The sequence below is a fragment of the Rubripirellula reticaptiva genome (assembly GCF_007860175.1).
Lineage (GTDB): Bacteria > Planctomycetota > Planctomycetia > Pirellulales > Pirellulaceae > Rubripirellula > Rubripirellula reticaptiva.
Genome location: NZ_SJPX01000002.1, coordinates 211,968 through 236,632, shown reverse-complemented (window position 1 = coordinate 236,632; position 24,665 = coordinate 211,968). Strand labels below are relative to the sequence as shown.

General features: G+C 54.5%; 20 protein-coding genes. 6 read left to right on the top strand and 14 right to left on the bottom strand.

Annotated elements, in window-relative coordinates:
• Positions 1-252: 252 nt before the first annotated feature.
• Positions 253-801, bottom strand: coding sequence for a molybdopterin adenylyltransferase (mog, locus tag Poly59_RS07135; RefSeq protein ID WP_246151459.1), 549 nt, complete (start codon positions 799-801; stop codon positions 253-255).
• On the bottom strand, positions 788-4,450 hold the full coding sequence (locus Poly59_RS07130) for a PAS domain-containing protein (protein WP_146533428.1): 3,663 nt from the start codon (positions 4,448-4,450) through the stop codon (positions 788-790). The genes mog and Poly59_RS07130 overlap by 14 nt, the downstream gene beginning before the upstream one ends.
• Positions 4,451-4,581: 131 nt before the next feature.
• Between Poly59_RS07130 and Poly59_RS30390 the strand changes: the two genes are divergently transcribed.
• Positions 4,582-4,716 (top strand): hypothetical protein, encoded by a 135-nt coding sequence (locus Poly59_RS30390; RefSeq protein ID WP_261343485.1) that lies wholly within the window; start codon positions 4,582-4,584, stop codon positions 4,714-4,716.
• Here the strand turns inward: Poly59_RS30390 and Poly59_RS07125 are convergent.
• Together Poly59_RS07125 and Poly59_RS07120 are read right to left on the bottom strand one after the other, a co-directional pair.
• Positions 4,700-5,737 carry a VanZ family protein gene (locus tag Poly59_RS07125; protein ID WP_146533427.1) on the bottom strand — a complete coding sequence of 346 codons (1,038 nt, stop codon included), beginning with the start codon at positions 5,735-5,737 and terminating at the stop codon, positions 4,700-4,702. The genes Poly59_RS30390 and Poly59_RS07125 overlap by 17 nt on opposite strands.
• An 8-nt stretch (positions 5,738-5,745) precedes the next feature.
• Positions 5,746-6,942, bottom strand: a complete 1,197-nt coding sequence (locus tag Poly59_RS07120) for a Gfo/Idh/MocA family protein (protein ID WP_246151458.1) — start codon at positions 6,940-6,942, stop codon at positions 5,746-5,748.
• Positions 6,943-7,165: 223 nt separating this feature from the next.
• Here Poly59_RS07120 and Poly59_RS07115 point away from each other — a divergent pair, with 223 nt between their 5' ends.
• Together Poly59_RS07115 and Poly59_RS07110 are read left to right on the top strand one after the other, a co-directional pair.
• Positions 7,166-7,783 carry a hypothetical protein gene (locus Poly59_RS07115; RefSeq protein ID WP_146533426.1) on the top strand — a complete coding sequence of 206 codons (618 nt, stop codon included), beginning with the start codon at positions 7,166-7,168 and terminating at the stop codon, positions 7,781-7,783.
• Positions 7,784-7,981: 198 nt separating this feature from the next.
• Positions 7,982-10,021, top strand: a complete 2,040-nt coding sequence (locus Poly59_RS07110; RefSeq protein WP_246151457.1) for an ATP-dependent helicase — start codon at positions 7,982-7,984, stop codon at positions 10,019-10,021.
• Positions 10,022-10,057: 36 nt separating this feature from the next.
• Here the strand turns inward: Poly59_RS07110 and Poly59_RS07105 are convergent, their stop codons facing one another.
• The 7 genes from Poly59_RS07105 to argB all read right to left on the bottom strand — a co-directional run bounded on the left by Poly59_RS07105 (position 10,058) and on the right by argB (position 20,770).
• On the bottom strand, positions 10,058-11,536 hold the full coding sequence (locus Poly59_RS07105) for a hypothetical protein (RefSeq protein ID WP_146533425.1): 1,479 nt from the start codon (positions 11,534-11,536) through the stop codon (positions 10,058-10,060).
• Positions 11,537-11,538: 2 nt separating this feature from the next.
• A complete protein-coding gene (locus Poly59_RS07100; RefSeq protein ID WP_186776076.1) occupies positions 11,539-13,611 on the bottom strand; it encodes an AAA family ATPase in 2,073 nt (690 codons plus the stop codon).
• Positions 13,612-13,796: 185 nt separating this feature from the next.
• Complete coding sequence (gene polA, locus Poly59_RS07095; protein ID WP_146533423.1) at positions 13,797-16,601, bottom strand: DNA polymerase I; 2,805 nt, start codon at positions 16,599-16,601, stop codon at positions 13,797-13,799.
• Between the two features lie 97 nt (positions 16,602-16,698).
• Positions 16,699-17,397: a ribonuclease PH gene (rph, locus tag Poly59_RS07090; protein ID WP_146533422.1), complete on the bottom strand. Its 699-nt coding sequence runs from the start codon at positions 17,395-17,397 to the stop codon at positions 16,699-16,701.
• Positions 17,398-17,470: 73 nt separating this feature from the next.
• On the bottom strand, positions 17,471-18,406 hold the full coding sequence (gene argF, locus Poly59_RS07085; protein WP_146533421.1) for an ornithine carbamoyltransferase: 936 nt from the start codon (positions 18,404-18,406) through the stop codon (positions 17,471-17,473).
• A gap of 81 nt (positions 18,407-18,487) precedes the next feature.
• Positions 18,488-19,855: an aminotransferase class III-fold pyridoxal phosphate-dependent enzyme gene (locus Poly59_RS07080; protein WP_146533420.1), complete on the bottom strand. Its 1,368-nt coding sequence runs from the start codon at positions 19,853-19,855 to the stop codon at positions 18,488-18,490.
• A 51-nt stretch (positions 19,856-19,906) separates the two neighbouring features.
• Complete coding sequence (gene argB / locus Poly59_RS07075; protein ID WP_146533419.1) at positions 19,907-20,770, bottom strand: acetylglutamate kinase; 864 nt, start codon at positions 20,768-20,770, stop codon at positions 19,907-19,909.
• A 207-nt stretch (positions 20,771-20,977) separates the two neighbouring features.
• On the opposite strand from argB, the gene proC reads away from it, so the two are divergent.
• Positions 20,978-21,793 carry a pyrroline-5-carboxylate reductase gene (gene proC, locus Poly59_RS07070; RefSeq protein WP_146533418.1) on the top strand — a complete coding sequence of 272 codons (816 nt, stop codon included), beginning with the start codon at positions 20,978-20,980 and terminating at the stop codon, positions 21,791-21,793.
• A 31-nt stretch (positions 21,794-21,824) separates the two neighbouring features.
• Complete coding sequence (locus tag Poly59_RS07065; RefSeq protein WP_146533417.1) at positions 21,825-22,061, top strand: hypothetical protein; 237 nt, start codon at positions 21,825-21,827, stop codon at positions 22,059-22,061.
• A 50-nt stretch (positions 22,062-22,111) separates the two neighbouring features.
• Here Poly59_RS07065 and Poly59_RS07060 read toward each other — a convergent pair whose 3' ends face one another.
• Positions 22,112-22,363 carry a Trm112 family protein gene (locus tag Poly59_RS07060; protein WP_146533416.1) on the bottom strand — a complete coding sequence of 84 codons (252 nt, stop codon included), beginning with the start codon at positions 22,361-22,363 and terminating at the stop codon, positions 22,112-22,114.
• 90 nt (positions 22,364-22,453) lie between these two features.
• Here Poly59_RS07060 and Poly59_RS07055 point away from each other — a divergent pair, with 90 nt between their 5' ends.
• Positions 22,454-23,323 carry a hypothetical protein gene (locus tag Poly59_RS07055; RefSeq protein WP_146533415.1) on the top strand — a complete coding sequence of 290 codons (870 nt, stop codon included), beginning with the start codon at positions 22,454-22,456 and terminating at the stop codon, positions 23,321-23,323.
• Between the two features lie 295 nt (positions 23,324-23,618).
• Here Poly59_RS07055 and rplL read toward each other — a convergent pair whose 3' ends face one another.
• Together rplL and rplJ are read right to left on the bottom strand one after the other, a co-directional pair.
• Entirely contained in the window at positions 23,619-24,029 is a 411-nt protein-coding gene (gene rplL, locus Poly59_RS07050; RefSeq protein WP_146533414.1) for a 50S ribosomal protein L7/L12, read from the bottom strand.
• Between the two features lie 66 nt (positions 24,030-24,095).
• Complete coding sequence (gene rplJ / locus Poly59_RS07045) at positions 24,096-24,620, bottom strand: 50S ribosomal protein L10 (RefSeq protein WP_146533413.1); 525 nt, start codon at positions 24,618-24,620, stop codon at positions 24,096-24,098.
• Positions 24,621-24,665 lie beyond the last annotated feature (45 nt).

Below are 24,665 nucleotides of genomic sequence, written 5' to 3'. Positions count from 1 at the left end.
TTCCTCATCTGCTGCAAACAGCATCAAAACGGTCGACGAAATCATTCGCACACCGCTCACGCAATTTTTGACCCAGAGATCGAACGCCCGCATAGCGCGCTTATTCGCACGCCTCGGCCGAGGACGCACGTTTTGCAGTCAAATCGCGTGTTTTTTTGCCTGCAACGCAGTAAACGCAAACCCTATTCCAAATCTGAATCCATCGCCAAGCGGTGAATCTTGACATCGCCAGCCTTGAATTAGGCCAAGCCGCTAGCTTTGTTTGGGGCGAAAAGCAGTCCAACGAGGTGTGGCGGTTTCCAATCGGGGTGGGTTAGCAGTGCCGTCAACGATCAGGTCGATGCAGTAAGGAATTGCTGGGAAGACGGCGTCCAGACACTCGGCGATCGCACGTGGTTTGCCCGGCAGATTGACCACCAGCGATTTGCCGCGGATGCCCGCGGTTTGACGAGACAGGATCGCCGTGGGCACTTTTTCGAGCGATACCTTTCGCATCAGTTCACCAAATCCCGGCATCATCTTTTCGCAAACCGCTTCGGTCGCTTCCGGCGTCACATCGCGCAACGCCGGTCCCGTGCCACCGGTCGTGATCACTAGACAGCATTGGTGGGCGTCGCATAGTTCGACCAACGCATCGCTAATGATCGTTGTGTCGTCCGAGACAATCTTCTGCACCGGAGTCCACGGGCAAGACAGGACCTCGTTCAGATAGGCGGCGATCGCCGGGCCGCCCAAATCCTCGTATTCGCCTCGGCTTGCGCGGTCCGAGACCGTCAGGATACCGATTTTAACTGCCGTCACGATTTTCTTTCTGATGCTGGAGATGTTGCTCGATTGCTTTGATCGCACGAGTCGCGGTCGACTTGACTTCGGCGATTCGTTTCGTGATTTCATCTGCATCTGCGTCATCAGAAACCATTTCCAAAGACTCGGCAACGACGCTGGTCGCTAAAGCTCCGACGGAAAGCGATGCACCTTTAAGTGTATGGGCTGCACGCCGCAGCGACTTTCGATCGTCTGTCGAGTTGGCTCGATCAAAGGTTCGCATCAGACTTTCAACTTCGCTTAGATACACGCCCATCAGTTCGCACAGCAAATGCGTATCGCCGCCGACGGTTAGGTGTGCTTGTTCCCAGTCGATTGGCGATTCTGTGTGGTCGTTCATTTTGGGATCGCAATCGCTTGATGTTTCGGGGTTGGTTGTCGGCACAGGATCGGGATGCAGTGATTCTTCATCGAAGTTCTGATCGTCCGAATTCGTAAAGTTTGGTTGGGGGGCCTTCGCCTGGTTAACTGCGATTAGTCGCTCACGCAGCGTGGCGATGCGGACGGGTTTGGGAATGTACTCGTCCATGCCCGCGCTCAAGCATTTTTCGCGGTCGCCTTTCATCGCGTGTGCAGTCATCGCGATAATCGTGGTTCGTTGGCTGGACGACGCTTCTCGCTCGCGAATTATCCGGGTCGTTTCGTAGCCATCCATCACTGGCATTTGCACGTCCATCAAGACGACGTCAAATGACTGCTTCTCGAGCATCGTCAGTGCTAGGGAACCATCGGCGACCACGGTCACGTCATGGCCTTCTTTGCTCAACAGTCCAACGGCCAATCGTTGGTTAATTTCGTTGTCTTCGGCCAGCAAAATGCGCAGTTTTTCCAGCGGGATTGTTTGCGTCGGGGGATGATGTTCTCGTGTCGGCTCAGGCGAGTTCACGCCTAAGACGCGAACAATTGCATCAAACAATTCAGATTGCTTGACCGGCTTCATCAATCGCTCACAGACGCCTAGTTTTTCAGCGAGTTCGCGTTCGCCGTCGCGATCACCGCTGGTCAAAATCACGATTGGTGCTTCGCCGATTGGTGCCTCTGCGCGAACTTGAGAAATAAATTCATAGCCGCTCATGTGTGGCATGTTCACGTCGCTAATCACGATCCCGAACGGGGCACCCGCAGTCACAGCGATCCGCATTTCATTGAGCGCTTCGGCACCCGATTGAGCCATCGTTGGCACCATGCCCCAGTTGCCCAGCATTTCGCCAAGAATCAATCGATTGGTTTCGTTGTCATCAACAATTAGCACTTTGGTGCCGCCGACCACTACGACGCCACGCTGTTGGGTGTCGTTGATGTTGACGGGCGCAGGCTTCAATTCCACTTCGAACGAAAACTGACTGCCAACACCGACTTCACTTTCAATTTTGATTTCGCCACCGAGCAGTTTCGCGAGTCGGGAAGAAATGGCGAGGCCGAGTCCGGTGCCACCAAACTTTCGAGTCGTGGAGGTGTCGGCCTGTTCAAATTCGCGGAAGATCGTCGCGAATTTATCCGGCGAGATGCCGATCCCTGTGTCGCGGACAATCACTTCGATCATCTCGCCTTGTCCAGCAGTCGACGGCACTCGAGTGCCAATGGTTCGAACATCGACTAGCACTTCGCCGTGCTGAGTAAACTTGATTGCGTTGCCAACCAGATTGATCAGCACTTGTCGGAATCTGCCGATGTCAGCGATGGCGTGACGAGGAACATCGGGAGCAACTCGAAACGCAAGTTCGATACCTTTGGCATGAGCTTTTAAGCCGAGTGTCTTCATCGTGTCACCGAGGCTCTCGCGGATCTCGAAGACACGAGGTTCAAGGTCCATTTTGCCAGCTTCGATTTTTGAAAAGTCCAAGATATCGTTGATCACTGACAAAAGTGAATCGGCGGACTCTTGGACCATCGACAAAAAGCTCCGCTGGCTCGGATCCAATTTGGTGTCGAGTACCAGGTCCGTCATGCCAATGATCGCGTTCATTGGTGTGCGAATCTCGTGTGACATATTCGCTAAGAAATCACTTTTGGCGCGGTTCGCTTTGTCAGCGATTTCTTTCGCAGCCAACATGTCTTCGTCGGCCCGTTTGCGTTTGGTGATGTCGTGACCGATCCCGACGACTCCGAGCACCTCGCCATCCGAGCCAAACAGAGGAACTTTCGTGGTCAACAGGCAGATTGTGTTTCCGTCTTCGGTACGGTGAGTTTCCTCGCGATCGACGAGTGGCTTTTGACTGCGCATCACGTTCTGGTCATCGGCCACGTAATCGCAAGCCATTTCAGGCGACGAAAAATCATAGTCCGTGCGGCCGAGCAGTTGATCGGTACTGTCGAGCGCCAGCAGGTTCAGTAGTGCTGCGTTTGCGGTCACAAAACGTCCCGCGCGGTCTTTGACATAGATCAAGTCAGGGACATTGTTGATGATCGTCTTTAGCAAGTCGCGTTCTTGCGCAAGAGTTTGTTCGGCCTGTTTTTGTTCCGTGACGTCTCGGGAGATTCCAAAGGTACCGATGATTCGACCGCTTTTATCCTGCAGAGCCACTTTGGTAGTGCTGGACCAACCCTCGCTGCCATCGGTGAAAGTGACGTATTCAATTTGTGACAAAATTGATTCGTTGGATTCCATCACCTGCTTTTCTTCCAAGAATGTTTTGCGCGCGTATTCTCGGCTAAAGAAATCTGCGTCGGACTTTCCCACCGCCTTGCGAGGATCGTCGATTCCGAATTGTGCAGCACAACTCTTGCTCATCCGAATGAAGCGGCTGTCGGTGTCTTTGAAGTAGACCGAATCAGGAACGGTTTCCAAAAGCGTCGACAGCAGAAATCGTTCGAACTCGACTTGATGTTCGGCGTCTTTTTGATTGGTGATGTCCCAGAACATGATCTGAATTCCAACAACGTCACCGAGCGCACTATGCACCGGTGCTTTCCAAACCTCGACGTGGACTTGTTTGTCGTCTGCAATTTGGTGTCGTTCGACATCGTGATACAGTTTTCCTGATTCGATCACTTCACGGTCGTCGGCCATGTATTTTTTGGCAAGATCGGCTGGGAACAGATCGAAGTCACACTTGCCAATCAGTTCGTCGACGCAGCGTCCAATTTGCTCGCACGCTCGCGCGTTGGCGTATTGAATGCGACCTCGAAGGTCTTTGCGTAACACACTCAGTGGCAGACTTTCAACTAACGAAAGGTAGACCGCTTCGGAATCCTTCAGAGCCGATTCCAAGTGTCGGCGTCGGTTGATGATGCGAACCAAGCTGTGGATGATGGGGACGCCATTTTCGTTGGCTTCACCTGCCATCGTCTCGTGCACCCACCAATGGCTGCCATCGCTACGCGAGATCCGATATTCGATTGCCACGGGATCGCATGCCGCGTCTGTCGATTCGACGGATAACGATTTCGAGACTCGTTTGAACGCCGCAATGCGAACAGACTGGTCGTCGGTGTGAACCCACGGCATCCCACATTGCAAGTCACCCCAACGAGTCGCTGGATCACATCCAAACAATCGAATGCTGTTCGGATCGATCCAGATCAGCTTGCCGTCGGTCGATGCACACCAGCGAAATTCGGACACAGCCTCTTTGAAGGCTTCGGGCATGGTTGGCGGCGACTGCTCGCTGGTGGAAGTGTCCATAGAATCTCAAACAGGCAAGAATACGAACTGGCCGTTCAGCGATTTCACGTCCGCCGCGATCGCTGGCGCTAACCGGTATCATAAACGCTTGGTATCGGGTCTGCTCGCTTTTAATAATCGCCGGTCCGCTGATGTTGCCGCTGATGTTGCCGCTGATGTTCGCGGGACGCGATTCGCGGTCCATGCACCGAAGTCTACGCATCGAAGGCGATAGCCTTTCGGATTCCAAGCCAATCGAATCGCCAATCGTCACAGCCGAAGTCTGAGGAAGTCCACGCGAACGGTGGTCGGCATCGGTGGCTGGATCATCTGGAATTCGATGTACTCAACTGAATCAAGTTCCAGTACCCGGCCGGCGGTCGGTTGCATTAGTTCGTTACGTGATATGACCAGGTGTGTTGGTTCGCCGCGACGAATCGTAAAGGGTTTACGGAAGACGTCGAAAAAGTCTTTGCCCTTGGAATAGTCGATCACGTTGATCCACAGCTCGACTTCTGATTGCGGGTGATTCGCGTCTAGGGTCACGTCCGCTTCGATCGATTGGGTACCGGACCAATCGTGTTTCAATTTCGTCAACGTGACCGATGGATGATCGTTGACCGAGAACTCAACCTCCAAACTATGGTCGCCCAGAGTCGCGTCTTGGCGAACGCGTTTTCCGTACGTGTTGCTGAAGTACCATCGCTCTAACTCGGCTTCGGTTTCGAACGATGCCAACAGAGGAAAGTCGCGGTTCATCGCAAGCACATCTCGCAAAGTTGCCACAGGGCCCCACCATGCGATGGCGATTAGAAAGCCCGCAATGCCCCACAGGATTCGAGGTGTGCGTCGATCGCTGGGGCTCGATTTCACGCGAGTATGCGCGAGCGACAAACAGAAACCGGTTCCGATGCCTAATCCGTTCGCGATCGCGTCGTGAAATGACGCCGTTCGTCCGGATAGCGTTTGCGCGAACTCGATCGCGATTCCGAATGCGAAAACCGTCAATGCGGTTGCCGCCATTCGTACGATGCGCGACGACCACCACGTCGCTGCTAGCCATCGGTCACCCAAGAAAATTGCCGCGATGGTCAGCGCCGCAAAAAGCGGTGCGTGAACCATGTTGCCGATCGCCGACGGCGTGCGACCTTCAAGCGGAATCGGCATCAACAAGGCGGCAACAACAATCACGCTTACCACCGCCAAGATCCAGACCGTTCGCTTGGACTCAGAGGGTCGGCGGCTATCTTTTTCGAGATCGTTGCCGGTTTCTTGGTGGTCGTTCGGAGCGGTCGTTCGGGGCGTCACGTTAGCGATTACTTTCTCGCTGCCGCGTGCTTCAGCGGCAACCAGGCTGCGTCTTGGTTGCTACTGTTGACGCATTGTTGGATGAAGTACATGCCTTCGACGCCATCGTAAACGTTCGGGTATATCGTATCGACGGTTTCGAACGATTCACCTGCGGCACGCTTGGCCATGTCATCAAAGGCAGCAACATAGACGTTGGCAAACGCTTCGAAGAAGGCTTCCGGGTGTCCGGATGGCAGGCGGCAAGATGCTGCAGCGCCAGGGTGGGTGTACGGCGCATTGGGGTCGCGGGTGTAGATCTGATGAGGCTTGCCGTTTTGACGGAAGATCAGTTCGTTTGGGTTCTCTTGACGCCATTTTAGTGATCCCTTTGTACCATCGATTTCGACTTCGACGTCGTTTTCGCGGCCATGGCTGATCTGGGATGCGGTGCACGTTCCCAAGGCACCATTTTCGTATCGAATCACGGCGGTGCCGTAGTCATCAAGCTTGCGGCCTTCAACAAACGACTTCAAATGGCAACTGACTTTGTCAGGCATTTCTCCGGTCATGAACCGGCCCAAGTTGTAAGCGTGGGTGGCGATATCGCCAAACGCGCCCGCAGCGCCGCTCTTCGTGGGGTCGGTTCGCCATGCGGCTTGCTTTTGTTCTTCTTTTTCAAGACTCGTCCTCAGCCAGCCTTGGATGTACTGAGTACGAATTGCGTTGATTTCACCCAACTCGCCGCCTAGGATCATTTCACGTGCTTGGCGAACCAGCGGATAGCCGGTGTAGTTGTGGGACACGGCAAAGACAACGTCGCTGTTCTTGACGGTTTCAAGCAGCGATTCGCTTTGGGCCAAGTCGAACGTCATCGGTTTGTCACAGACGACATTGAATCCGGCTTCGACGGCGGCGCGTGCAATTTCAAAGTGGGTATGGTTCGGGGTCGCAATGCTGACAAAGTCGATCCGCTGGTCGTCGGGCAATTTCGATTCGGCGTCGAACATCGCTTCGTAGCTGCCGTAGGCACGCGATGGATCGATGTCATAATCGCCTGCCGAGGCTTTCGATCGCTCGGGGTTGCTCGACAGGGCTCCCGCAGTCAACACTGCTCGATTGTCCAAGCAAGCGGCGATGGAATGGACGCGGCCGATGAATGATCCGGCGCCGCCGCCAACCAGTGCCATGCGGAGTTTGCGGTTCAGTGGTGCGTTGATTCCCATGCGATTTACTTGCCTTGGTTCAAAAGGAAACGGTTGTGTCGACGCTGCCAGCAGCAATGTTGCCAGTAACTTTGAAACGCAATCGTAAAGTGACTCGGCAAAGCGTACAATTCCCTGGCGCCACTAAAGCTGGCGTTGCCAATCGTCCCCGTGCCTTCTGATCCCCAAAACGGAGCCCTCGTCGATGTCAGTTCCCGCATCTTATTCGCAAGAATGTGAACCCATGGAAAATAACGCTGAATTGCAAGGTTTGCCGATCGTCGCTCGTCCAACGGGCGTGTGCTGTGCATCTCTGACGCGATTGGCGACTCCCGTGATGGCTCTGGTGGCCGTCGGTGCGATCTCGGTTGCTGCGTTTTTTGCTGGCCAATTGAGCCAAACACAGGCTCAGTATTCAGCCAATGACTTGCCGTTTTTGCATGCCGATTCGGCGGTTTCAAGCGAGAATTTCTCGATGGCGACTGGTGCCGTCGATCAAGAAGCCGAGGGATTATTCGTTCTAGACCACAATTCCGGCCTGCTGCAGTGCTCGGTGATTTACCCTCGCATGGGTCGATTCATGAGCCAGTTTACGGCAAATGTCGCTGATGCGCTGGGTACCGGCGGTAAAGGTGGCAGCTATTTGATGCTGACCGGTCGAGCCGATTTTCCTCGCAGCAGCAATAACCCCGTTGGTTCGACGATCGTCTATGTCATGGACACGGCAACCGGCAACTATGCGTCGTATTATGTTCCGTTCAATCGCCAAGCCATGACATCGGGCCAAGTTCAACAAGGGCTGTTGATGTTGATTGCGACGGGATCGGCCAATCCGGTCATTGATCGCGACGCGCTTCGCTAAAAGCAAATGTCGGCGACGTTTTTGATTTTGTGAGCCGCGACGCGTAAGGGGCCGGGGCTCATCTGCGAATCCCGAGGCCTGACGGCTTTCGGCTCAACATTTGTGTTTGGAAACACATTTAAATCAACAAACCCGTCGGCGGGTTTCGCTGCTCTGTAATCAAGCCAGTGCTGAAGCACTGGCCGTTCTATTTTTCTTGTGACCTTGACCGAAGTGACCAACGGATTGAAATCGCTTACCGACGGGCTCAACGAAGCTCAAGCCTCTGCCGTAAAGACTCTTTCCGGACCAATGTTGGTTTTGGCAGGCGCCGGAACTGGCAAGACGCGCGTGGTCACCGTTCGCATCGCCAATTTGATCCGGCATGGAACTGCGCCCGACCGGATCTTGGCGGTTACGTTTACCAATAAAGCCGCCGGCGAAATGCAGGAGCGCGTTGGCGAGCTGATCGGCACCAACAAACGCCGGAAAAAGGGGGATCCAGCGCCGCCCAAGCCAACCGTCAGTACTTTCCACGCGCATTGTGTGCGAATTCTGCGGCGCCACGCAAAGGCGCTTGGGTATCCAGCCAAGTTCACGATTTATGATCGTGGCGATCAAGAAACACTAGCTCGTGGAATCTTGCGAGAATTGCGTTTGCCGGGAACGGCGCTGAGTCCCGGCGACATGCTCAACATCATTGGCGGTTGGAAAAACCAATCGATCAAACCCGAGCAAGCTTCGTATATCGCTTCGACCGACAAAGAACACTTTGCCGCCTCTGGTTATCGGCGATACCAGAACGGTCTGCGTGCTTGCGGCGCCATGGATTTCGACGATCTGCTGCTCAACACTGAAACTCTGTTCGACGAGAACGAAGAGATCCGTGATGAAGAGGCGTCGAAGTTTGATCATGTGTTGGTCGACGAGTATCAAGACACCAACGGGTCTCAGTACCGGATCACCAAGCACCTGTCGGCAAAGCATCGCAATCTGTGCGTTGTCGGTGACGATGACCAGTCGATCTATGCGTGGCGCGGCGCCGACGTGACTCACATTTTGAATTTTTCCAAGGACTGGCCTGATGCCAAGATCGTTTGCTTGGAAAACAATTATCGCAGCACCGCTGAAATCTTGACGCTTGCGAACCGTTTGATCGAATTCAATACGACTCGGCACGACAAAACGTTGATCCCGTGCCGGCCCAAAGGCAAACGCCCAAAAATCGATCAACACAAAGACGAAATCACTGAAGCCACATCGGTGGTCGCTCGGATTCGGCACTTGATCGATAACGAACACGTGCAACCACGCGACATTGCGATCCTTTTCCGCACCAATGAACAACCGCGTTTGTTCGAAACCGAACTGCGAAAACAGAACGTGCCCTATGTGATGCTAGGAGCGCAGTCGTTTTTTGACCGCAAAGAAGTGCGAGACTTGTTGTCGTATTTGAAGTGGATCGAGCAACCGAATGACGAAGTCGCACTGCTGCGGGTGATCAATACGCCGCCGCGCGGGCTGGGTAACAAGACAGTGCAAACGCTGATCGCTAAAGCGGTTGATCGTGGTGTGCCGGTTTGGGATGTGATGTCCGACCCCAGCGCGATTGCCGAATTCCCGGCCGCCGCTCAGCGTGGAATCGAAAGCTTGGCATCGATCGCCGAAGATGTTCGATTGCGAGCGAAGAATGAATCGTTGACCGCCGCCATGGAAACGTTGCTGACGCGAACGTCGTACGCCGATGAGTTAACCCGATTGTACGACAAGCCCGAAGAACGTGAATCTCGCATGGCTTCGATCGGCGAACTGACCAACGCGATCGGCGCTTACCAAGACGGCGAAGGCGAACGAGACCTGACGGGATTCTTGGGCGATGTGTTGCTGTCGGGTAAAGACATGGGCAGCGAAAAAGACAAGCTTGCTAAACAGAACGCGGTTTGGTTGTTAACTTTGCATGCGGCCAAGGGGCTAGAGTTTCCGGTCGTGTTCATGGTGGGGATGGAGGACGGTCTGATCCCGCACAGCCGTAGCGTCAAGAGTGGAAACGACGACGATATCGCCGAAGAACGACGTTTGTGTTACGTCGGCATCACGCGAGCTCGAGAAGACTTGACGATGTCGTTAGCACTGACCCGTCGCAAGTGGGGCAAGCCGCGACCGACCACACCGAGCCGGTTTTTGTACGAGATCGTGGGCAAGGCCGAGAATCCGAACAAGTATCGCAAGAAGAAACCAGGACGCACGCTCGGACGCTGAGCAATGCACAAGGCTCTTGCGAGCTCGCCCGATCGATTACAACTCTTGTAGCGCCACGCCGCCGGTCGCGCTAGCCAAGTGGATCAAGTCATCGTTGACTTCTTCGACGATGAAAACGTGCAGCACGATTCCTTTTAGCTCTTTGACTTGTACGTTGATTCCGTGATCTCCATCGGTGACGATGATCAATTCAGGTCGTTCGGCATCAATGTCCGTGACGAGTTTGCGGATTCGCTTGATGCCCTCGCGGATTGCTAAGTTGATGTCGGTGTCGTCGCCAATGAAGAACTCGTAGGTCAGTTTGCGAATTTCTTCGCGGACGTCGGCGACTTCGGTCACCATGACTTCGTCGTGAACCATGGAATCAAAAAAACTGTATCCCAGCACGGCTTCACGTCGCCCGACCGCTCGCAAGCGATTCATCAAGATCGCCAGCAGTTTGTAGATCCGCTCGCCCTGCTGCATCGATTTGCTGCGATCCAGCATCGCATAGAAAAGTTGTTTCTTGTCACTGCGTTTGATCTTCTCGCGGACCATGAAACTTTTTGTTGCCAGTCGGTAACGAAAGTATTTTGACGAAGCGACTTTGATCGCCCAAGCCGCCGGAGCCATTTTGGGTAACTCGTCAAAGGACTGCATCATGCGCATACTTGTTTGATCGCCGTCGACCGCCGGGATCATTTTCTTTTCAAAGCGAGGTTGAAAAGCAACGTATTCGTTGGCGACGCGTGAAATTCGCAACAGCGCTTCGAGGCTTGGTTCGGCCAGCAATCGAGACGCCACGTTCAATCGCCGCACGGAAAGCGGATGGATTTCTTTTTGTGTCGTTTCTTTACGCATGCCACCAAAGCAATCGGTGAACAGCGATGCAATCCGGCCTCGCGTATCGAGCGTTTCGACCAATTGGATTGATGTGACGCCACGGTCTTTAGCCATCTGTTCCGCGTCAATCTTTTCGGTCGGTTTTAGCATTCGCTCATCTGGCAAACACTCCAACAGTTCGACTTCGTCGGCTTCCAGTCCACCGACTTCTTCGAGAGCCCAGTTGATTTGTTCGGTGATTTTTTCTGCCGGAATTCCAACTGCTAGCGAACGTTTGGCGGTTGCAATCACCGCCACATTGGCAATCGCACGGTCAATGTCAGTGCGTCCTTTGATACGGTCAAAGTGAACATCACGCAGCAAGTTTGCCAGTTGGTAATAGATGTCGGCGTCACGGACGGACCAATCTAGGTAGTCGTCGAGCCAACGAACGATCGGCCACATTCGCATCCGGTAGGTCAGGCGAGTGCGACGGGCGATCTCGGTTTTGCTGGCGACTTTCCCGTCGTCAATCAGGTGGACGCCGTCCCAAATGATCGGCAGCGGCAAGTGGTGCATTCCGATCGCATCGAGTTTACGAACGACTTCGTGGGTGTTGATCTGCTGTCGCCGTTCGCTGATTTCGGGGTGAGTCACGTGAGTGTGAAAGCGAATGAAGTCGCGATAGATACGCTCGGCTTTTGTTTGCGACATGGCTAGGTGCTTGCTTCGATCTCAGCCGCGATTTCGCCCACGCGTGCGGACGTTGCTTTGTGCCACGCCAGAAGTCGTGGGTCCGAGACTTCTAACATGTTGAGTTCATGTTTGATCCGGTCGATGCTGGACATCAATTCCAACATCGCTGCGATCGCCTCATCGTTGACTTCGCCACGTCTTGTTTTGTCGAGATCACGACCAGCCGCGAAAATCTTGTCGACGTCGTCCATCCGGCCACGCAGTCGCTCGGCCCGTTCGTCGATGTCGCTTAACAGGACTTCGACACCGCCTTCTAGGAGTGCCGATCGAATTAGACCTTCGACGTCACGCTTGTACGATTCCATGCCCTGGACATTGCGGATGGTCAGAATGTCTTCGACGATCATTTTCTTGCGGCCATGACGACCGACGCTGTTGCCGGCCAATCGCAGCCCCCCAAGTGCGATCCGAGGCGACACATGAAATCCAGATTCGCGGTCTTCGTTCAGGTTGGCGATCACATGAGCGTAGATGCGATGGAGTTTGCGTTTGTCGGCGCTAGCGGTTGGATTGGACTTGTGGAAAAGTGCTTCGTAGTCAGCTTGTTCGTACGATGGCCAGCGGACTTCTAATTGCAAAGGAAACCGTTCAAGCAGCGCCTTCACCGCATCGCTGTCCTTGGCGTACTGGCGAGGATCTTTGTTGGTGCAGGCGATGATGACTTTTGATTTCAGCGGCACTGGGTTGCTGCCGTTCATGAACATCTTGCGAGTCAGCACGTCCTTGAGCGGCAGTAAGGCTTGCGACGATGCGTCAAGAATTTCTTCCAACACGGCGACCTCATAAGGCAGGAACGATCGGTCGGTATCGTATTCAAGGCAAACGTCCAGTTTCGCGATATTTGGGCCGCCCCAAAGGCGATCTTCGCTCATCCCTTCGCCGAACGATTGCAGGAAAATTTCGTCGTCCTGATAACCCATCGCGCGCAGCGTCGCCATCACCATCTCGCTCTTACCGTGGCCGCCTGGCCCCCACAGCAGGACGTTGCAGGGCTGGACCATCGCTAGGGTTAGCACGCGAACGATTTCGTCACAGTGGATGAAGCTGGGCTGAAGTGTGGACGCGATCAGTTTTGGGATTTCGCGTCGTGGTTTGCGAAGCGGGCCGTCGCCCGTGGTCGAAAAGTCGCCGTCACCTAATTGGATGCGAAAGTTCGGTTCGTCGGGTAAGTGACGGTCGATCTTACGATCCAGGTCGGCCGTGTAAGACTGCATGCCTTGCACAAAGCGTATGTTGTGAAACGCGGGCGCGGTGACTCGGTCATCGCCGCGAATGCGTGCGCTGCTGGTAACGACCTCGAGTGCTTGGATGGCCATCCGAGGCGACATGACGAACGTTTTGGCTTCGTTCAGTCCCGCAATCACAGCCGCCAATCGCTGATGCAGTTTGCGTCCGCCTTCGGTCGCAGTCGGACGGACCTTCGCAAACAACTCGGCGTAGTTCTTGGCTTCGTATTCAGGCCAACGGACTTCTTTTTGAAGCAGAAACCGTTCCATCAATGCCAGGATTGCGTCGTTGCCGTCACTGAACTCGCGAGGGTCTTTGTTCGTGCACGCGATCACGACTTTGGCCTTCATCGGAACTCGCTCGGCACCGTTGACGAAAATGCGGCGAGTCAAAACGTCCTTGAGCGGTAGCAAAGATTGAGCGGGCGCGTCAAAAATTTCTTCAAAGATAACGGCTTTGTACTGGGGGGCCAGAAACGATCGCGACGTGTCGTATCGCAAACACGTATCGAGCGATGCCATATCGGGACCGCCCCACAACCGGTCTTCGCTCATCCCTTCGCCGAATGATTGAATGTAGATTTCGTCATCCGATAGCCCCAACGCTTTCAGTGCCGTTACCACCATTTCACTCTTGCCATGCCCACCGGGGCCCCACAGCAACAGGTTGCACGGTTCGTAGAACGCCGCCGATAATAGATCTGCGATTTCGTCGGCATAGACGAATTTTTGTTCGAGCGACGTCCTGATCACCGACAAAATCTCGGATCGAGGAGTCGGCAACCAATTCCAATCGCTCGGCGGCACGTGGCGGTAATCCCTGCGCTAAAGTTTGAAGCTGGCGACGGTCAATTTCCCGACGGATCGGAATTGAACGTTACCAAGGTGCCCTAAAGTTTATCGCAATGTTGGTCGCTTTGCCCGCTTTTGATGAGATGTGCACAAAGATTGTGACTGGCCCTTTTGTTCCCTGCCGGTCCTGCGCTGCGCGATCAGTGCGCTTCGAGCCAGTTTTTTCCGGTGCCCATTTCGACGACGATTGGCACCTTCATCGGCAGAGTTGACTTCATGGCTTCTTCGATGACCGGCATCACAGTTTCTTGTTCGCTGACCAGCATGTCGAAAACGATTTCGTCGTGGACGGTTAGCACCATCTTGGTTTGGAATCCGCCTTCAATGAGTGCGCGATGAACGCGGATCATCGCCAGTTTCAACATGTCGGCCGCAGTGCCTTGGATCGGGCTGTTCATTGCCAATCGTTCGGCGGTTGCCACGATCGTGCGACTGTTGGAGTTGATGTCACGCAAGTACCGTCGCCGTCCGGTTTGCGTGGCGACGTAACCGTGCTCTTTTGCAAACGCAATCGTATTGTCGATGTAGGTTTGAATGCCGGGATATTTTTCGAAGTAATTCTTGATCAACTCACTCGCTTCGCCGCGCGGAATGTTCAAGCGTTGTTGCAAGCCGAATGCTGAAATTCCGTAGATGATTCCAAAGTTTACCGTCTTTGCCTTGTCACGCATTTCGCGAGTCACATCGGCAATGTCGACTTTGTAAACCTTTGATGCTGTGACGGTGTGAATGTCTTCGCCGGACTGAAACGCATCTAACATGCCGGGGTCGCCACTAAGTTCGGCCATCACGCGGAGTTCGATTTGCGAATAGTCAGCACTCAGAATCAAGTGTTCGTCGTCGCGAGGAACGAAGGCGGCGCGGATGTCGCGGCCACGTTCCTTGCGAACCGGGATCGTTTGCAAGTTCGGGTCATTCGACTGGATTCGTCCCGTCGCGGTCCAAGACTGACTGTAATGCGTGTGCAAATGGCCGGTCTTCTTGTTCACCGCGGCGGGTAATTGGTCGACATAGGTGGAACGCAGCTTTCGAGCAGTTCGGTACTCCAGCACATTGCGGATGATTTCGTGACGACTGGAAAGACGTTCAAGTTCGGCTTCGCGAGTTGAGTATTGTCCGGTTGCCGTCTTCTTGGGATTCGCCTCGACCTCGAGTTCTTCGTACAGCACAATGCCAAGCTGTTTTGGCGAATCGATGTTAAATTCGTGACCCGCGGCGGCGAATATCTGTGCCTGCAAATCGGCGATCTCGACGTCAAGCTTTTTAGAAAAGATCGCCAGTGCTTCGGTGTCTAAACGAATGCCTTCCCGTTCCATGTCGACCAGGACAGGGATCAACGGACACTCGACTTCGTAACAAACCTGGCTGACGCCACGCGCCTCGATATCCGGACGCAGTGCTTCGGCGACTTGCCAAGTCACATCGGCATCTTCGCAAGCGTATTCCGACAGTTTTTCGATCGGCACGTCACGCATATTTTTCTGGTCGGGGCCCTTTTCGCCGATCAAATCTTTGGTCGGGATCGGCTTGTAACCCAAATACAGTTTGGCCAAATAATCCAGCCCGTGACGCATCTCGGGTTCTTTCATCGAGTGCGCGAGCATCGTATCAAAAAGTTGGCCGCGAACATCAAAGCCGTTCCATTTCAGCAGCGTCAGATCGTATTTCAGATTATGGCCGATCTTGCCGATGGATTCGTCTTCGAAGACACCGCGGAACTCTTCAATCACCTCGCGAGCCTTTTCGATATCGTCGGGGCAAAGGACGTAGTAGGCTTCATGAGATTTAAAGCTGAACGCCAGTCCAAGCGGCGATGCCGTGCGCGGGTCCAGCCCGGTCGTTTCGGTGTCGAAACAGATTTGTGGTTGCTTTTTGAGTTCTTCAATCAGCGACGCGCGTTCGTCCGCCGTTGTGATTGTCTTGTATGTGTGGCGAACATCATGAATCGTTTTTTCATCAACAGGTTCGTCAAACAGCGTTGCTTGGATTTCGGTTTCGCGTTTCTCACGGATCACCTGTGCTCGGGTAGATGCCGAAGAGAATGATTTGCCGAAAAGTTTTTTGCCCAGCGAATCGAACTCCATCTCCATGAACAACGCCTTCATCTTTTCGACGTCGTACGATTTTCGTGCAAACGAGTCGATCGATTCTTTGACGGGAACATCTAGCAAGATGGTGACGAGCTTCTTCGACAGTAGCGCCATTTCGACGTTCTGTTCAACACGTTCTCGTTGCTTGCCTTTCAATTCCGACGCATGAGCGATCAGGTTTTCGATGCTGCCGTATTTCGCGATCAGCGTCTGGGCCGTCTTGGGACCGATACCAGGGATTCCAGGGATGTTGTCGCTGGCGTCGCCCATCAGCCCCAGTATGTCGATGACCTGGTCGACTCGTTCAACTTCCCATTTGGCAAGTACTTCCTTGACACCCAGGATCTCAACCTCGTCGCCGCGGCGTCCGGGCTTGTAGACGACTGCATCGTCAGTCACCAATTGATGGTAGTCCTTGTCAGGCGTGACCATCCAAGTCTGATAGTGTTCGTTCGTCGCGCGGTGGGCGAGCGTGCCGATGATGTCGTCAGCCTCGTAACCGGGCATCCGAATCGAAACGATGTTCATCGCGTCAAAAAGCTGGTCGATGTACGGCAGTTGCTGAGCCATGTCCTCGGGCATCGAATCTCGCTGGGCCTTGTAGGCTTCGTAGTCGATGTGCCGCTGAGTCGGTTCGGAGGTGTCAAACGCGACCGCAATGTGTGTCGGTTCTTCGCGGGCAAGGATGTCCATCACCGTGTTGGCCATGCCAAAAACGCCTGACGTGCAAAGTCCGGCCGATGTCATCCGCGGACTGCGGACTAGGGCAAAGTGGGCCCGATAGAAGAGCGCCATTCCATCCAACAGGAACAGCTTCTTCGAGGCGGGAAACAGTTCTTGGTGTTGGTCGGACATCGATACTATTCTTTGAAAGGTCGCCGCGGTGCGCTGGAAAAAACCAGGCGGATTCCTGGGGACATGACAATGGCCAAGGACGAACCTTGGCCACGGGTCAAGCGATGGTTGCCATCTGCTTGACGGTCAATTCGGCGATTCCTTTTTTGGACAGTCGCAGAAGTTCGGCCAATTCCGCATCATCGAACGTGGCTTCTTCGCCGGTGCCTTGAATTTCGACGAAACGACCTTTGCCTGTCATGACAACGTTCATATCAACATCCGCGGCGACATCCAGGACGTAGTCGAGGTCAAGTTTGACTTCGCCGTCGATCAAGCCGACGCTAATCGCGGCGACCGAATCGGTGATGGGGCCGTTGCCAACGGTTGACCCGGGGACCGCGATCGCGATCGCTTTGGCAAGTGCGATGAAGCCGCCCGTGATCGAGGCGGTTCGCGTGCCACCATCGGCCTGCAACACATCACAGTCGACGGTGATCATGTTCTCGCCGAGTGCTTTCATGTCGACGACTGAGCGCAGACTGCGACCGATCAGTCGTTGGATCTCGGTGGTTCGTCCATCGACTTTGCCATCACGGTCACGTCGTTTGCGAGGACTCGTGCTACCTGGCAGCATGTTGTATTCAGCGGTCACCCAGCCCTTGCCTTTGCCTTCCAACCACGGCGGAACCCTAGCCTCGATCGATGCGGTACACAGCACGATCGTTCGACCGCAACGATACAGAACACTGGCGGGATTCGAATCAAGGTAGCCGGTTTGGATTTCAATATCGCGAAGTTGGTCAGCGGGACGCATAGGTTACTTTGGTGGTCGGAATCAAATGAAGTGGGCGACTGAAATGATCGGGCCCTTAATGTTCGCTCGTCATTTAGGTGACGTTCTTGTCAATCCAGGGGCGATTGAGCAGCCAGACCATCAAACCTTTTTGAGCGTGCATGCGGTTGCCAGCTTGGCGGATCACGTCACTCTGGCTGCTGTCGATCACTTCGTCAGTGATTTCTTGGCCACGAATCGCCGGCAAGCAGTGCAGGACTCTTGCATGAGACGGCGCTTTGGCCATCAACTTGTCGCCGACCTGGTAACTTGCAAACGCTCTTTTGCGAGCAGCATCCTCCGATTCTTGGCCCATGCTGGTCCACACGTCGGTGTAGATCGCGTCGGCATCGGTGACCGCGGTCATCGGATCGTTCACCGTTTCAATCTTGGCTTTGGGGTATGCATTGGCGACTCGAGCTAACCAATCGGAATCCATTTCGTAGCCTTCCGGGCATGCCAGCGTGAATCGCATGTCCAGCATCGCGCAAATCAGCGCTAGCGACTGTGCGACGTTGTTGCCGTCGCCGACGAACGTCAAGTGCTTGCCTTCGAGCGAACCGAGTGACTCTTGGACCGTCATCACATCGGCGAGCGCTTGGCAGGGGTGGCAAAGGTCGGTCAGCCCGTTGATGATCGGAACCGCATTGAAGCCAGCCATCTGTTCGACACGATCATGAGATTTGGCTCGGCAAACGACTAAGTCAACAAACTCACCGAGCACGTGAGTGAAATCGCTAGGTGATTCTCGCTTGCCCCAACCCACGTCATCGCCCAAAAACAAGCTTGCGCCGCCAAGTTGGGCCATACCAGTTTCAAAGCTGACTCGAGTCCGCAGGCTTGGCTTTTCGAACAGCAACGCGACCATGTGCTGAGCCAAAATCGGTGGACGATCACCGGCGACTAGGCGGGCCTTCAGGTCCATCGACACCTGCAAGACTCGCTTCAAGTCATCGGGCGAAATTTCGAAAAGTGTTAGAAGGTGTTGCATGGTATTTCTTGCATTCCAATTTCAATCTGGATGGGGCTTGTATTTGTCCCGGCCGCCACGGGGTTTGGTTTACAAAATCGCTTAAGCAGACATTTCGGCTGTTGCCGTTTCGATGTCTCGCATCGTTTCGCCTAGCCGGTCGATGAATATCGATTGATCGTCCAGGCTTAGTTTCAATGGTAATTGCACACGAACGCCGAGGTCGCCAGCTGCTTCAATGCGAAGACCTCGTTTCGACGCCGCACGCACCAAGGATGCCGATTCGATGTCTGTTTCGATACCGATCGTCAGTCCGGTTGCATGGACGTCCCGCACAAACTCAAAGCTCGAGATCGTTTCGGCAAGTTTCATGGCAAGCTCTTTCGCCGAATCAATTGACTTTTCAGGCCAATCATTTTCGAACATCGACTCGATTGTTTGCATTGCAACGGCAGCAAGCATGGGGTGGTTTTCGGCAGCAGCCCGAGTGTCACCGACACGGCTGTTGGCGATCACAAGGCCACCCGACATGCCAGCGAACAGGCCAGCAGAGACTGCAACGAGATCAGCTTTCGAATTTGAAATTGATGAAAACGTTAATAAGGTTCCCGAGGCGCCGAACATCAAACGAGTCTCGTCGACAGCGAGCAGCAAATCGTGCTGGTCGCAAAGTTGTCGCAGTCCATCGATGAAATCAGAATCCATGGGCATCGCTGCATTGGCAAAGTCAATCGGGCAAATCAGGATGCACCCGGTTTGGCCATCGATCATCGACTTGACCGCGTCTAGATCGCCCATCGGCGCGTGAGCGAATCCTGCCATCATGGGACCAAGCCCATCATGCAATTCAGGTCGTCCGCTAGCCGTTCGGCACATCGCACTGCGTCCGTGGTCGCTGCCGACCATGGCGATCGTGCGATAGCGGGTGCCGTTGCTTCGGCTGCGCGACAGCAGCAGCAACCGCTCGACCGCTGCATCGGCCGAAGAAAGCAAGGTGACCGATTCGGCGCGAATGCCATCGCCGCGCAGGAATTCGATGAACGCATCGGAAAGTGACAAGTCGATCGATGAGGTCATAACGCCGCCCAACGAATCACAGCCTAAGCGCGACGCATCGCCCAGGTAGCTTCGTGACGCTGACATGACCGCATCCGCGATCGCCGCGAAACCGAATCCGAAAACAGACGAACGACCGGCCAGAGCGTCGATGATTTCGAATCCTTCGTTATCGCTACGACGAATCCCACGTGGCGAACCAGTGAATGGCTTGCGTGCCGGCGGTGGCGTCGTGATTTCCGTTTCGGTAGCAAGCGTCTCGGTAGCAAGCGTGTGATCCGGCGGTGAAGGGTTTGTCTCGGGTACGTTGTCCGTTTCTGTGGATTCCTGCTCATCGCCCCAGTCTGCATCTTCCAACTCCGGTGCAAATTCTTGTTCGTCAGCCGGGTCGTCGCGGTCGTTGTTTTCGCTCATCGAATGATGACCTCGAGATGCAGATGTGTGGTGAAAGACGAATCGTTATTGCTACTGGTGGATCTCAGTTCCCACGCCGCTGGTGGTGAATATTTCAAGCAACAGCGAGTGACGCAGTGAACCGTCGACAATGTGAACTTTTCGAACTCCTCGGCCCAAGGTTTCCAAGCAAGCTTCGACTTTCGGAATCATTCCACCCACGATCACACCATCAGCAATCAGCTTTCGTGCATCATCGGACGACAGCGAATGTATGATCGTCTTTGCATCATCTTTGTCCGTTCGAACGCCATTGACGTCCGACAAGAACACTAGCTTTTCGGCGCCGAGTGCTTGTGCCACCGCCATTGCCGCAGTATCGGCATTCACATTGTATTTTTGACCGTCTTCGCCTTGGCACATCGATGGGATGATTGGCACTTGATCGGTGTATGAGAGTCCCTCGATCACGCTGCGGTCGACTCGAGTGACGTGTCCGACGAAGCCCAGGTCTTCGTCGTCTTCGGTCGGCAATTTTTCGCCGAACAGTACGTTGGTGGTATCGAAGGAAAGGTTCATCGCGCGACCGCCAAGACGTTCGATCTCTTGCGTCAGCGCCACATTCAAGTCACCGGCGAGTACCTTTGCGACGATGTCGAGCGTCGGTTGGTCGGTATAACGCCGGCCGCGGATAAAGTTCGGTTCGATGCCAGAGTCAGCCAATGCACGGTTGATCGCCTTGCCACCGCCGTGAACGATGACGGGCTTCATGCCAACCGATTCCATGAAGATGACATCCAAAAGGATATGCATCAGCGCTTGGTCATCATCCAGCAAGCTGCCGCCCAACTTGATCACGACGGTTTTGCCGCGGAACCGGCGTATCCATCCCATTGCTTCGATCAAAGTGTTGGCTTTACCGATAGCTTCTTCCACGTTGAGTTCTCCGCGGGCGGCAGTAGGCGATGTGTGATTCAAAGACTTGCGATTCAATTAATTAACAATGGCTGACTAGTGTCGACCCAAAACGCCACTTTTTTGCAGGGGTGTTCGGGATCGGAAAAACCGATCAATTTAGGGCTGCCCGCTTAGAGGGTCAATTGAGGACACCCCGTCGATGCTCAAACAATCGTTAGACATTCAATGAATCAACCAATCAAGTTAACCGTTGTTGGTGGCGGCCAAATGGGCCGTGCTCTTATTTGCGGGATGATGGCGGCGAAGACGGTAACCGCGGAAAGCCTGCGTTTGGTCAATTCCAGCGCGATCAGCGGTCAGTGGTGGAGCGAAAATCACCCTGAGGTCGTCATTTCAGACCTGGAAACTGCGGTCCAGGCTAGCGATGTGGTGCTTTTGGCCGTCAAACCTCACGCCATTGCCGGAGTCGCCAAACAGCCACTGAGTGGTTGTTGGGACGGCAAGCTGGTCCTATCGGTCGCTGCCGGGGTTGGGCTTGAATCCCTTTGTAAAGGAATCAATCATCGACGAGTCGTGCGGGTCATGCCGAACACGCCATCTCTGGTCGGTGCCGGAGCCAGTGGTTTTTGCTGTGCCGAGGACGTGACCGAGCAGGATCGGGCCACTGTCGAGCAGTTGTTGGGAGCCGTTGGGATCGCGATCCAGGTGACGGAGTCGCAAATGGATGCGGTCACGGGCGTTAGCGGATCGGGGCCAGCCTATGTTTGCTTGATGGTCGAAGCGCTGGCCGATGGTGGTGTTTTGGCCGGATTACCACGGCCAATTGCCATGCAACTAGCGACTCAAACAGTGTTTGGAACCGCAAAAATGATTGCCGAAACGGGGCGTCACCCAGGCGAGTTGAAGGATTCGGTCGCAAGCCCCGGGGGAACGACCATTGCCGCCCTGGCGTCTCTGGAACACAATGGGTTTCGCGGTGCAGTGATCGACGCAGTCGCGGCGTCGGCTCGTCGCAGTCGCGAGCTGGGCAGTTCAAAGTAGCTATAAACTTTCTCTCACCACGAAAGCCAACATGGATTCACCGCTGATCCGAATTGACGACAAGCAAGTGCCGCTTTACCGGATTGTGTGGGTCGCAGATGTCCCTCATTTTTGCGGCGAGGCTGACTGCATGCACGAAGGCGACTATGAAGTTCGCTTGGACGTCGACGATTCGCTTTGGACGGGCGCGACCGAGCGCGACGCAGTGGTCGAAGCTCTGACCAAATGGTGTAGCGACCCGCGTGGCGAAGAGGGCGACTGGTTGTAGAGCGTCTGTCAGTTTGCGATTTTTCTGTTCGTTGCGTTCAAAAGTGTCAATTACCCATTCAGATCGATCGCCTCGTCGGCGATCAGCGTTGGGATGCCGCCGCGGATGGGGTACAGCCGGTTTCCCTGCTGGTTGACGAGGCCGCCATCGATTGGCGAAGAAATCTTCTGGTCGTGGCGATCTCTTTTTTCGCCCGCCACAATCGCTTCGTTGACGCTTTCGACCAACGAATCGCTGGCCAAATGCAACGGGGTGCCTTCGATCGGGCACCGCAATCGGCAAATCAATTTCGGGTCTACCATCAATTTTTTCTCAGTATGGTGATCAACAAAGGCCGAAAATCCCAAGCAAGGCGACAGCCGATTGTCCGCTGTACTCGGCGAAGGATTGCCATGAAACTTCGGATCTCATCTCAGGTTGTCACCCGTGGATTTACATTCACGGCCGCGGCAATCGCTTCAACACTCGCTGCATCGGGCGCTTCAGCGCAAGGTCCGTCAACAGCCCCATCCCAATCGACCAATGCTTCTGCACCGCCGGGGGCCGGTTACTATACCGATCCTGCGACGGGAATCGTGTACCGCCAAGTCGCGCAAACGATCGAGCGACCGGTCTACGAGACCAAAATGCAATCACGCGATGAAACTGTCTACACCCCGCAGACCGTTCACGAAACAAGGCCCGAGACTCGTACAGTTTACACGCCGATCACCACAAGTACTTGGCAGCCCCGAGTCACCGGCCGGTGGAATCCATTCCAGCAGCCCACGGTCGAGTACCAGCAGGTGCCACAGACCCGCTGGGAGGCTCGCAATGAAATAGTCCAACGCACCCAAAGTCGTACTCAGTGGATTGCCGAGAAACGCAAGATCGACGTTCCGCAGCAGTTCGTGCGGATGGAACGCGAGCAAAAGATCGCCTACGAACCGGTTGGTCGTGTCGCGCCGCCGGCTTCACCGTCGGTGGATCCAACCGGCATCAGTGCCGCAGTCGCCGCCAGACTCCGTCCGCTCGATTCCAGCACGCAGGTTCAGCCTATGGCAAACGGCTACGCCAGCGCCGCGTATACAGCACCCCGAATTTCCGCCACTTCGGTAGGGCGGATGACGAGCGACCCGCCACGGCGAAATGCTGGGCAAAGCGGAATGGTAGCGAAGGACTTGATGCCAGCGCATTCCGGCGTTCAAGGACAAGCATTGCCGCCAAGCGGAACCGGCGGCGTCGGAATCGCAAACCTACCGGCGCTACCGTTCTTTCGGTAACGTTCACTTTTGGATCTGGTTTCGGCTTTTAGTAAATCAGGAATCGTCGCATCATCCGCGCCTACTAAGCATCTGCCAGGTGGTTACCGGTGCTACATTCTCATTCTTGCGATCTCGTTAAAAAAACTTGCGCTACAAAACTACTCGTAAGCCCGCACGACGGCAGGCTCGCAAATCAACTTGCAGCCATAGCTTGCACCAGATAATCTTCGACCGCGCAGCAACAATACTTTGCCGATCGATGACCAGCAAAGCATTGTTGAATTTCAAATCAGAATGTGATTGAACGCTCGAACTACTTGAGTTCGACCGAACCACCAGCTTCTTCGATTTCGGCCTTGATTTTGTCGGCGTCTTCTTTCGAAACGCCTTCTTTGAGCTTCGCAGGAACGCCTTCGACCATCTTCTTGGCTTCCATCAGCGAAGCGCCGGTCAGGTTCTTAACAACCTTGACAACGTTCAGCTTCTTGTCGCCGAATCCGGTCAGGACGACGTCGAATTCGGTTTGTTCGGCTGCAGCGGCGGCACCTTCGCCATCGCCAGCAACCATCATCACGCCACCACCGCCCGAAGCCGGTTCGATGCCATACGCATCTTTTAGGTAGTCGCTAAGCTCTTTGGCTTGCTTCAGGGTCAATTCGGCGATCTTGTCGCCCATGGACTTGGTTTCTGCGCTGTACTCGACGACGGCGGTTTCTTCTGACATCTCTAAATACCTCAAAAACAGTTGGTGGTTTGGTAAAGGACGGAAGCTGTGCTTGGTGACAAAAAACTATTCGTCGCCTTCGCTCTTCTTCTTAATCTGGCTGTTAAGTTTCTTGCCCGGGCCGAGCATTGCACCGGAGAGCTGCGATCCTGGGCCAAGAATTTGACCAACCAGCATCGAGATCTGCTCTTGGCGATTGGGCCATTTGCTGACGGCTTTTAAGCCATCTGCATCAAGCTTTTCGCCATCCATTACGCCGCTGTCGGCGACGAACTTGCTGTACTTCTCTTTGTCCTTGTCAAGTTTGACAAGTTCTTTGACAAGCGAGACGAAATCGGTCGATCCCCAGCAAACACCGACTTGGCCAGTCGCGCCCTCGAAGGCGTTTGCGAGTCCCGTACCTTCGCTCGCCCGACGGGCAAGCGAGTTTTTGACAACCAACATGTGGATGTCCTTCTGTTCCAACTCGCCGCGAAGCTCGTTGGTTGTGTTGGCGTCCATCCCCACACAGCTTACGAGCACAGCATCTTCGACTCCAACGAGTCGACGCTTGATGTCGCGTGTCACGAGTTCTTTGACGTATTTACTCATCGATTGGGTTCACTTCGCAGGATCGTATTCGGTCTAAATTGTCAG

What these genes read in the sequence shown, in the direction of transcription:
- Poly59_RS07130 (WP_146533428.1), bottom strand. Translation starts at nt 4,450, where the DNA reads ATGGACACTTCCACCAGCGAGCAGTCGCCGCCAACCATGCCCGAAGCC.
- Poly59_RS30390 (WP_261343485.1), top strand. Translation starts at nt 4,582, where the DNA reads ATGTTGCCGCTGATGTTGCCGCTGATGTTCGCGGGACGCGATTCGCGG.
- Poly59_RS07120 (WP_246151458.1), bottom strand. Translation starts at nt 6,942, where the DNA reads ATGGGAATCAACGCACCACTGAACCGCAAACTCCGCATGGCACTGGTT.
- Poly59_RS07115 (WP_146533426.1), top strand. Translation starts at nt 7,166, where the DNA reads ATGGAAAATAACGCTGAATTGCAAGGTTTGCCGATCGTCGCTCGTCCA.
- Poly59_RS07105 (WP_146533425.1), bottom strand. Translation starts at nt 11,536, where the DNA reads ATGTCGCAAACAAAAGCCGAGCGTATCTATCGCGACTTCATTCGCTTT.
- polA (WP_146533423.1), bottom strand. Translation starts at nt 16,601, where the DNA reads ATGTCCGACCAACACCAAGAACTGTTTCCCGCCTCGAAGAAGCTGTTC.
- rph (WP_146533422.1), bottom strand. Translation starts at nt 17,397, where the DNA reads ATGCGTCCCGCTGACCAACTTCGCGATATTGAAATCCAAACCGGCTAC.
- argF (WP_146533421.1), bottom strand. Translation starts at nt 18,406, where the DNA reads ATGCAACACCTTCTAACACTTTTCGAAATTTCGCCCGATGACTTGAAG.
- Poly59_RS07080 (WP_146533420.1), bottom strand. Translation starts at nt 19,855, where the DNA reads ATGAGCGAAAACAACGACCGCGACGACCCGGCTGACGAACAAGAATTT.
- proC (WP_146533418.1), top strand. Translation starts at nt 20,978, where the DNA reads ATGAATCAACCAATCAAGTTAACCGTTGTTGGTGGCGGCCAAATGGGC.
- Poly59_RS07065 (WP_146533417.1), top strand. Translation starts at nt 21,825, where the DNA reads ATGGATTCACCGCTGATCCGAATTGACGACAAGCAAGTGCCGCTTTAC.
- Poly59_RS07060 (WP_146533416.1), bottom strand. Translation starts at nt 22,363, where the DNA reads ATGGTAGACCCGAAATTGATTTGCCGATTGCGGTGCCCGATCGAAGGC.
- Poly59_RS07055 (WP_146533415.1), top strand. Translation starts at nt 22,454, where the DNA reads ATGAAACTTCGGATCTCATCTCAGGTTGTCACCCGTGGATTTACATTC.
- rplL (WP_146533414.1), bottom strand. Translation starts at nt 24,029, where the DNA reads ATGTCAGAAGAAACCGCCGTCGTCGAGTACAGCGCAGAAACCAAGTCC.
- rplJ (WP_146533413.1), bottom strand. Translation starts at nt 24,620, where the DNA reads ATGAGTAAATACGTCAAAGAACTCGTGACACGCGACATCAAGCGTCGA.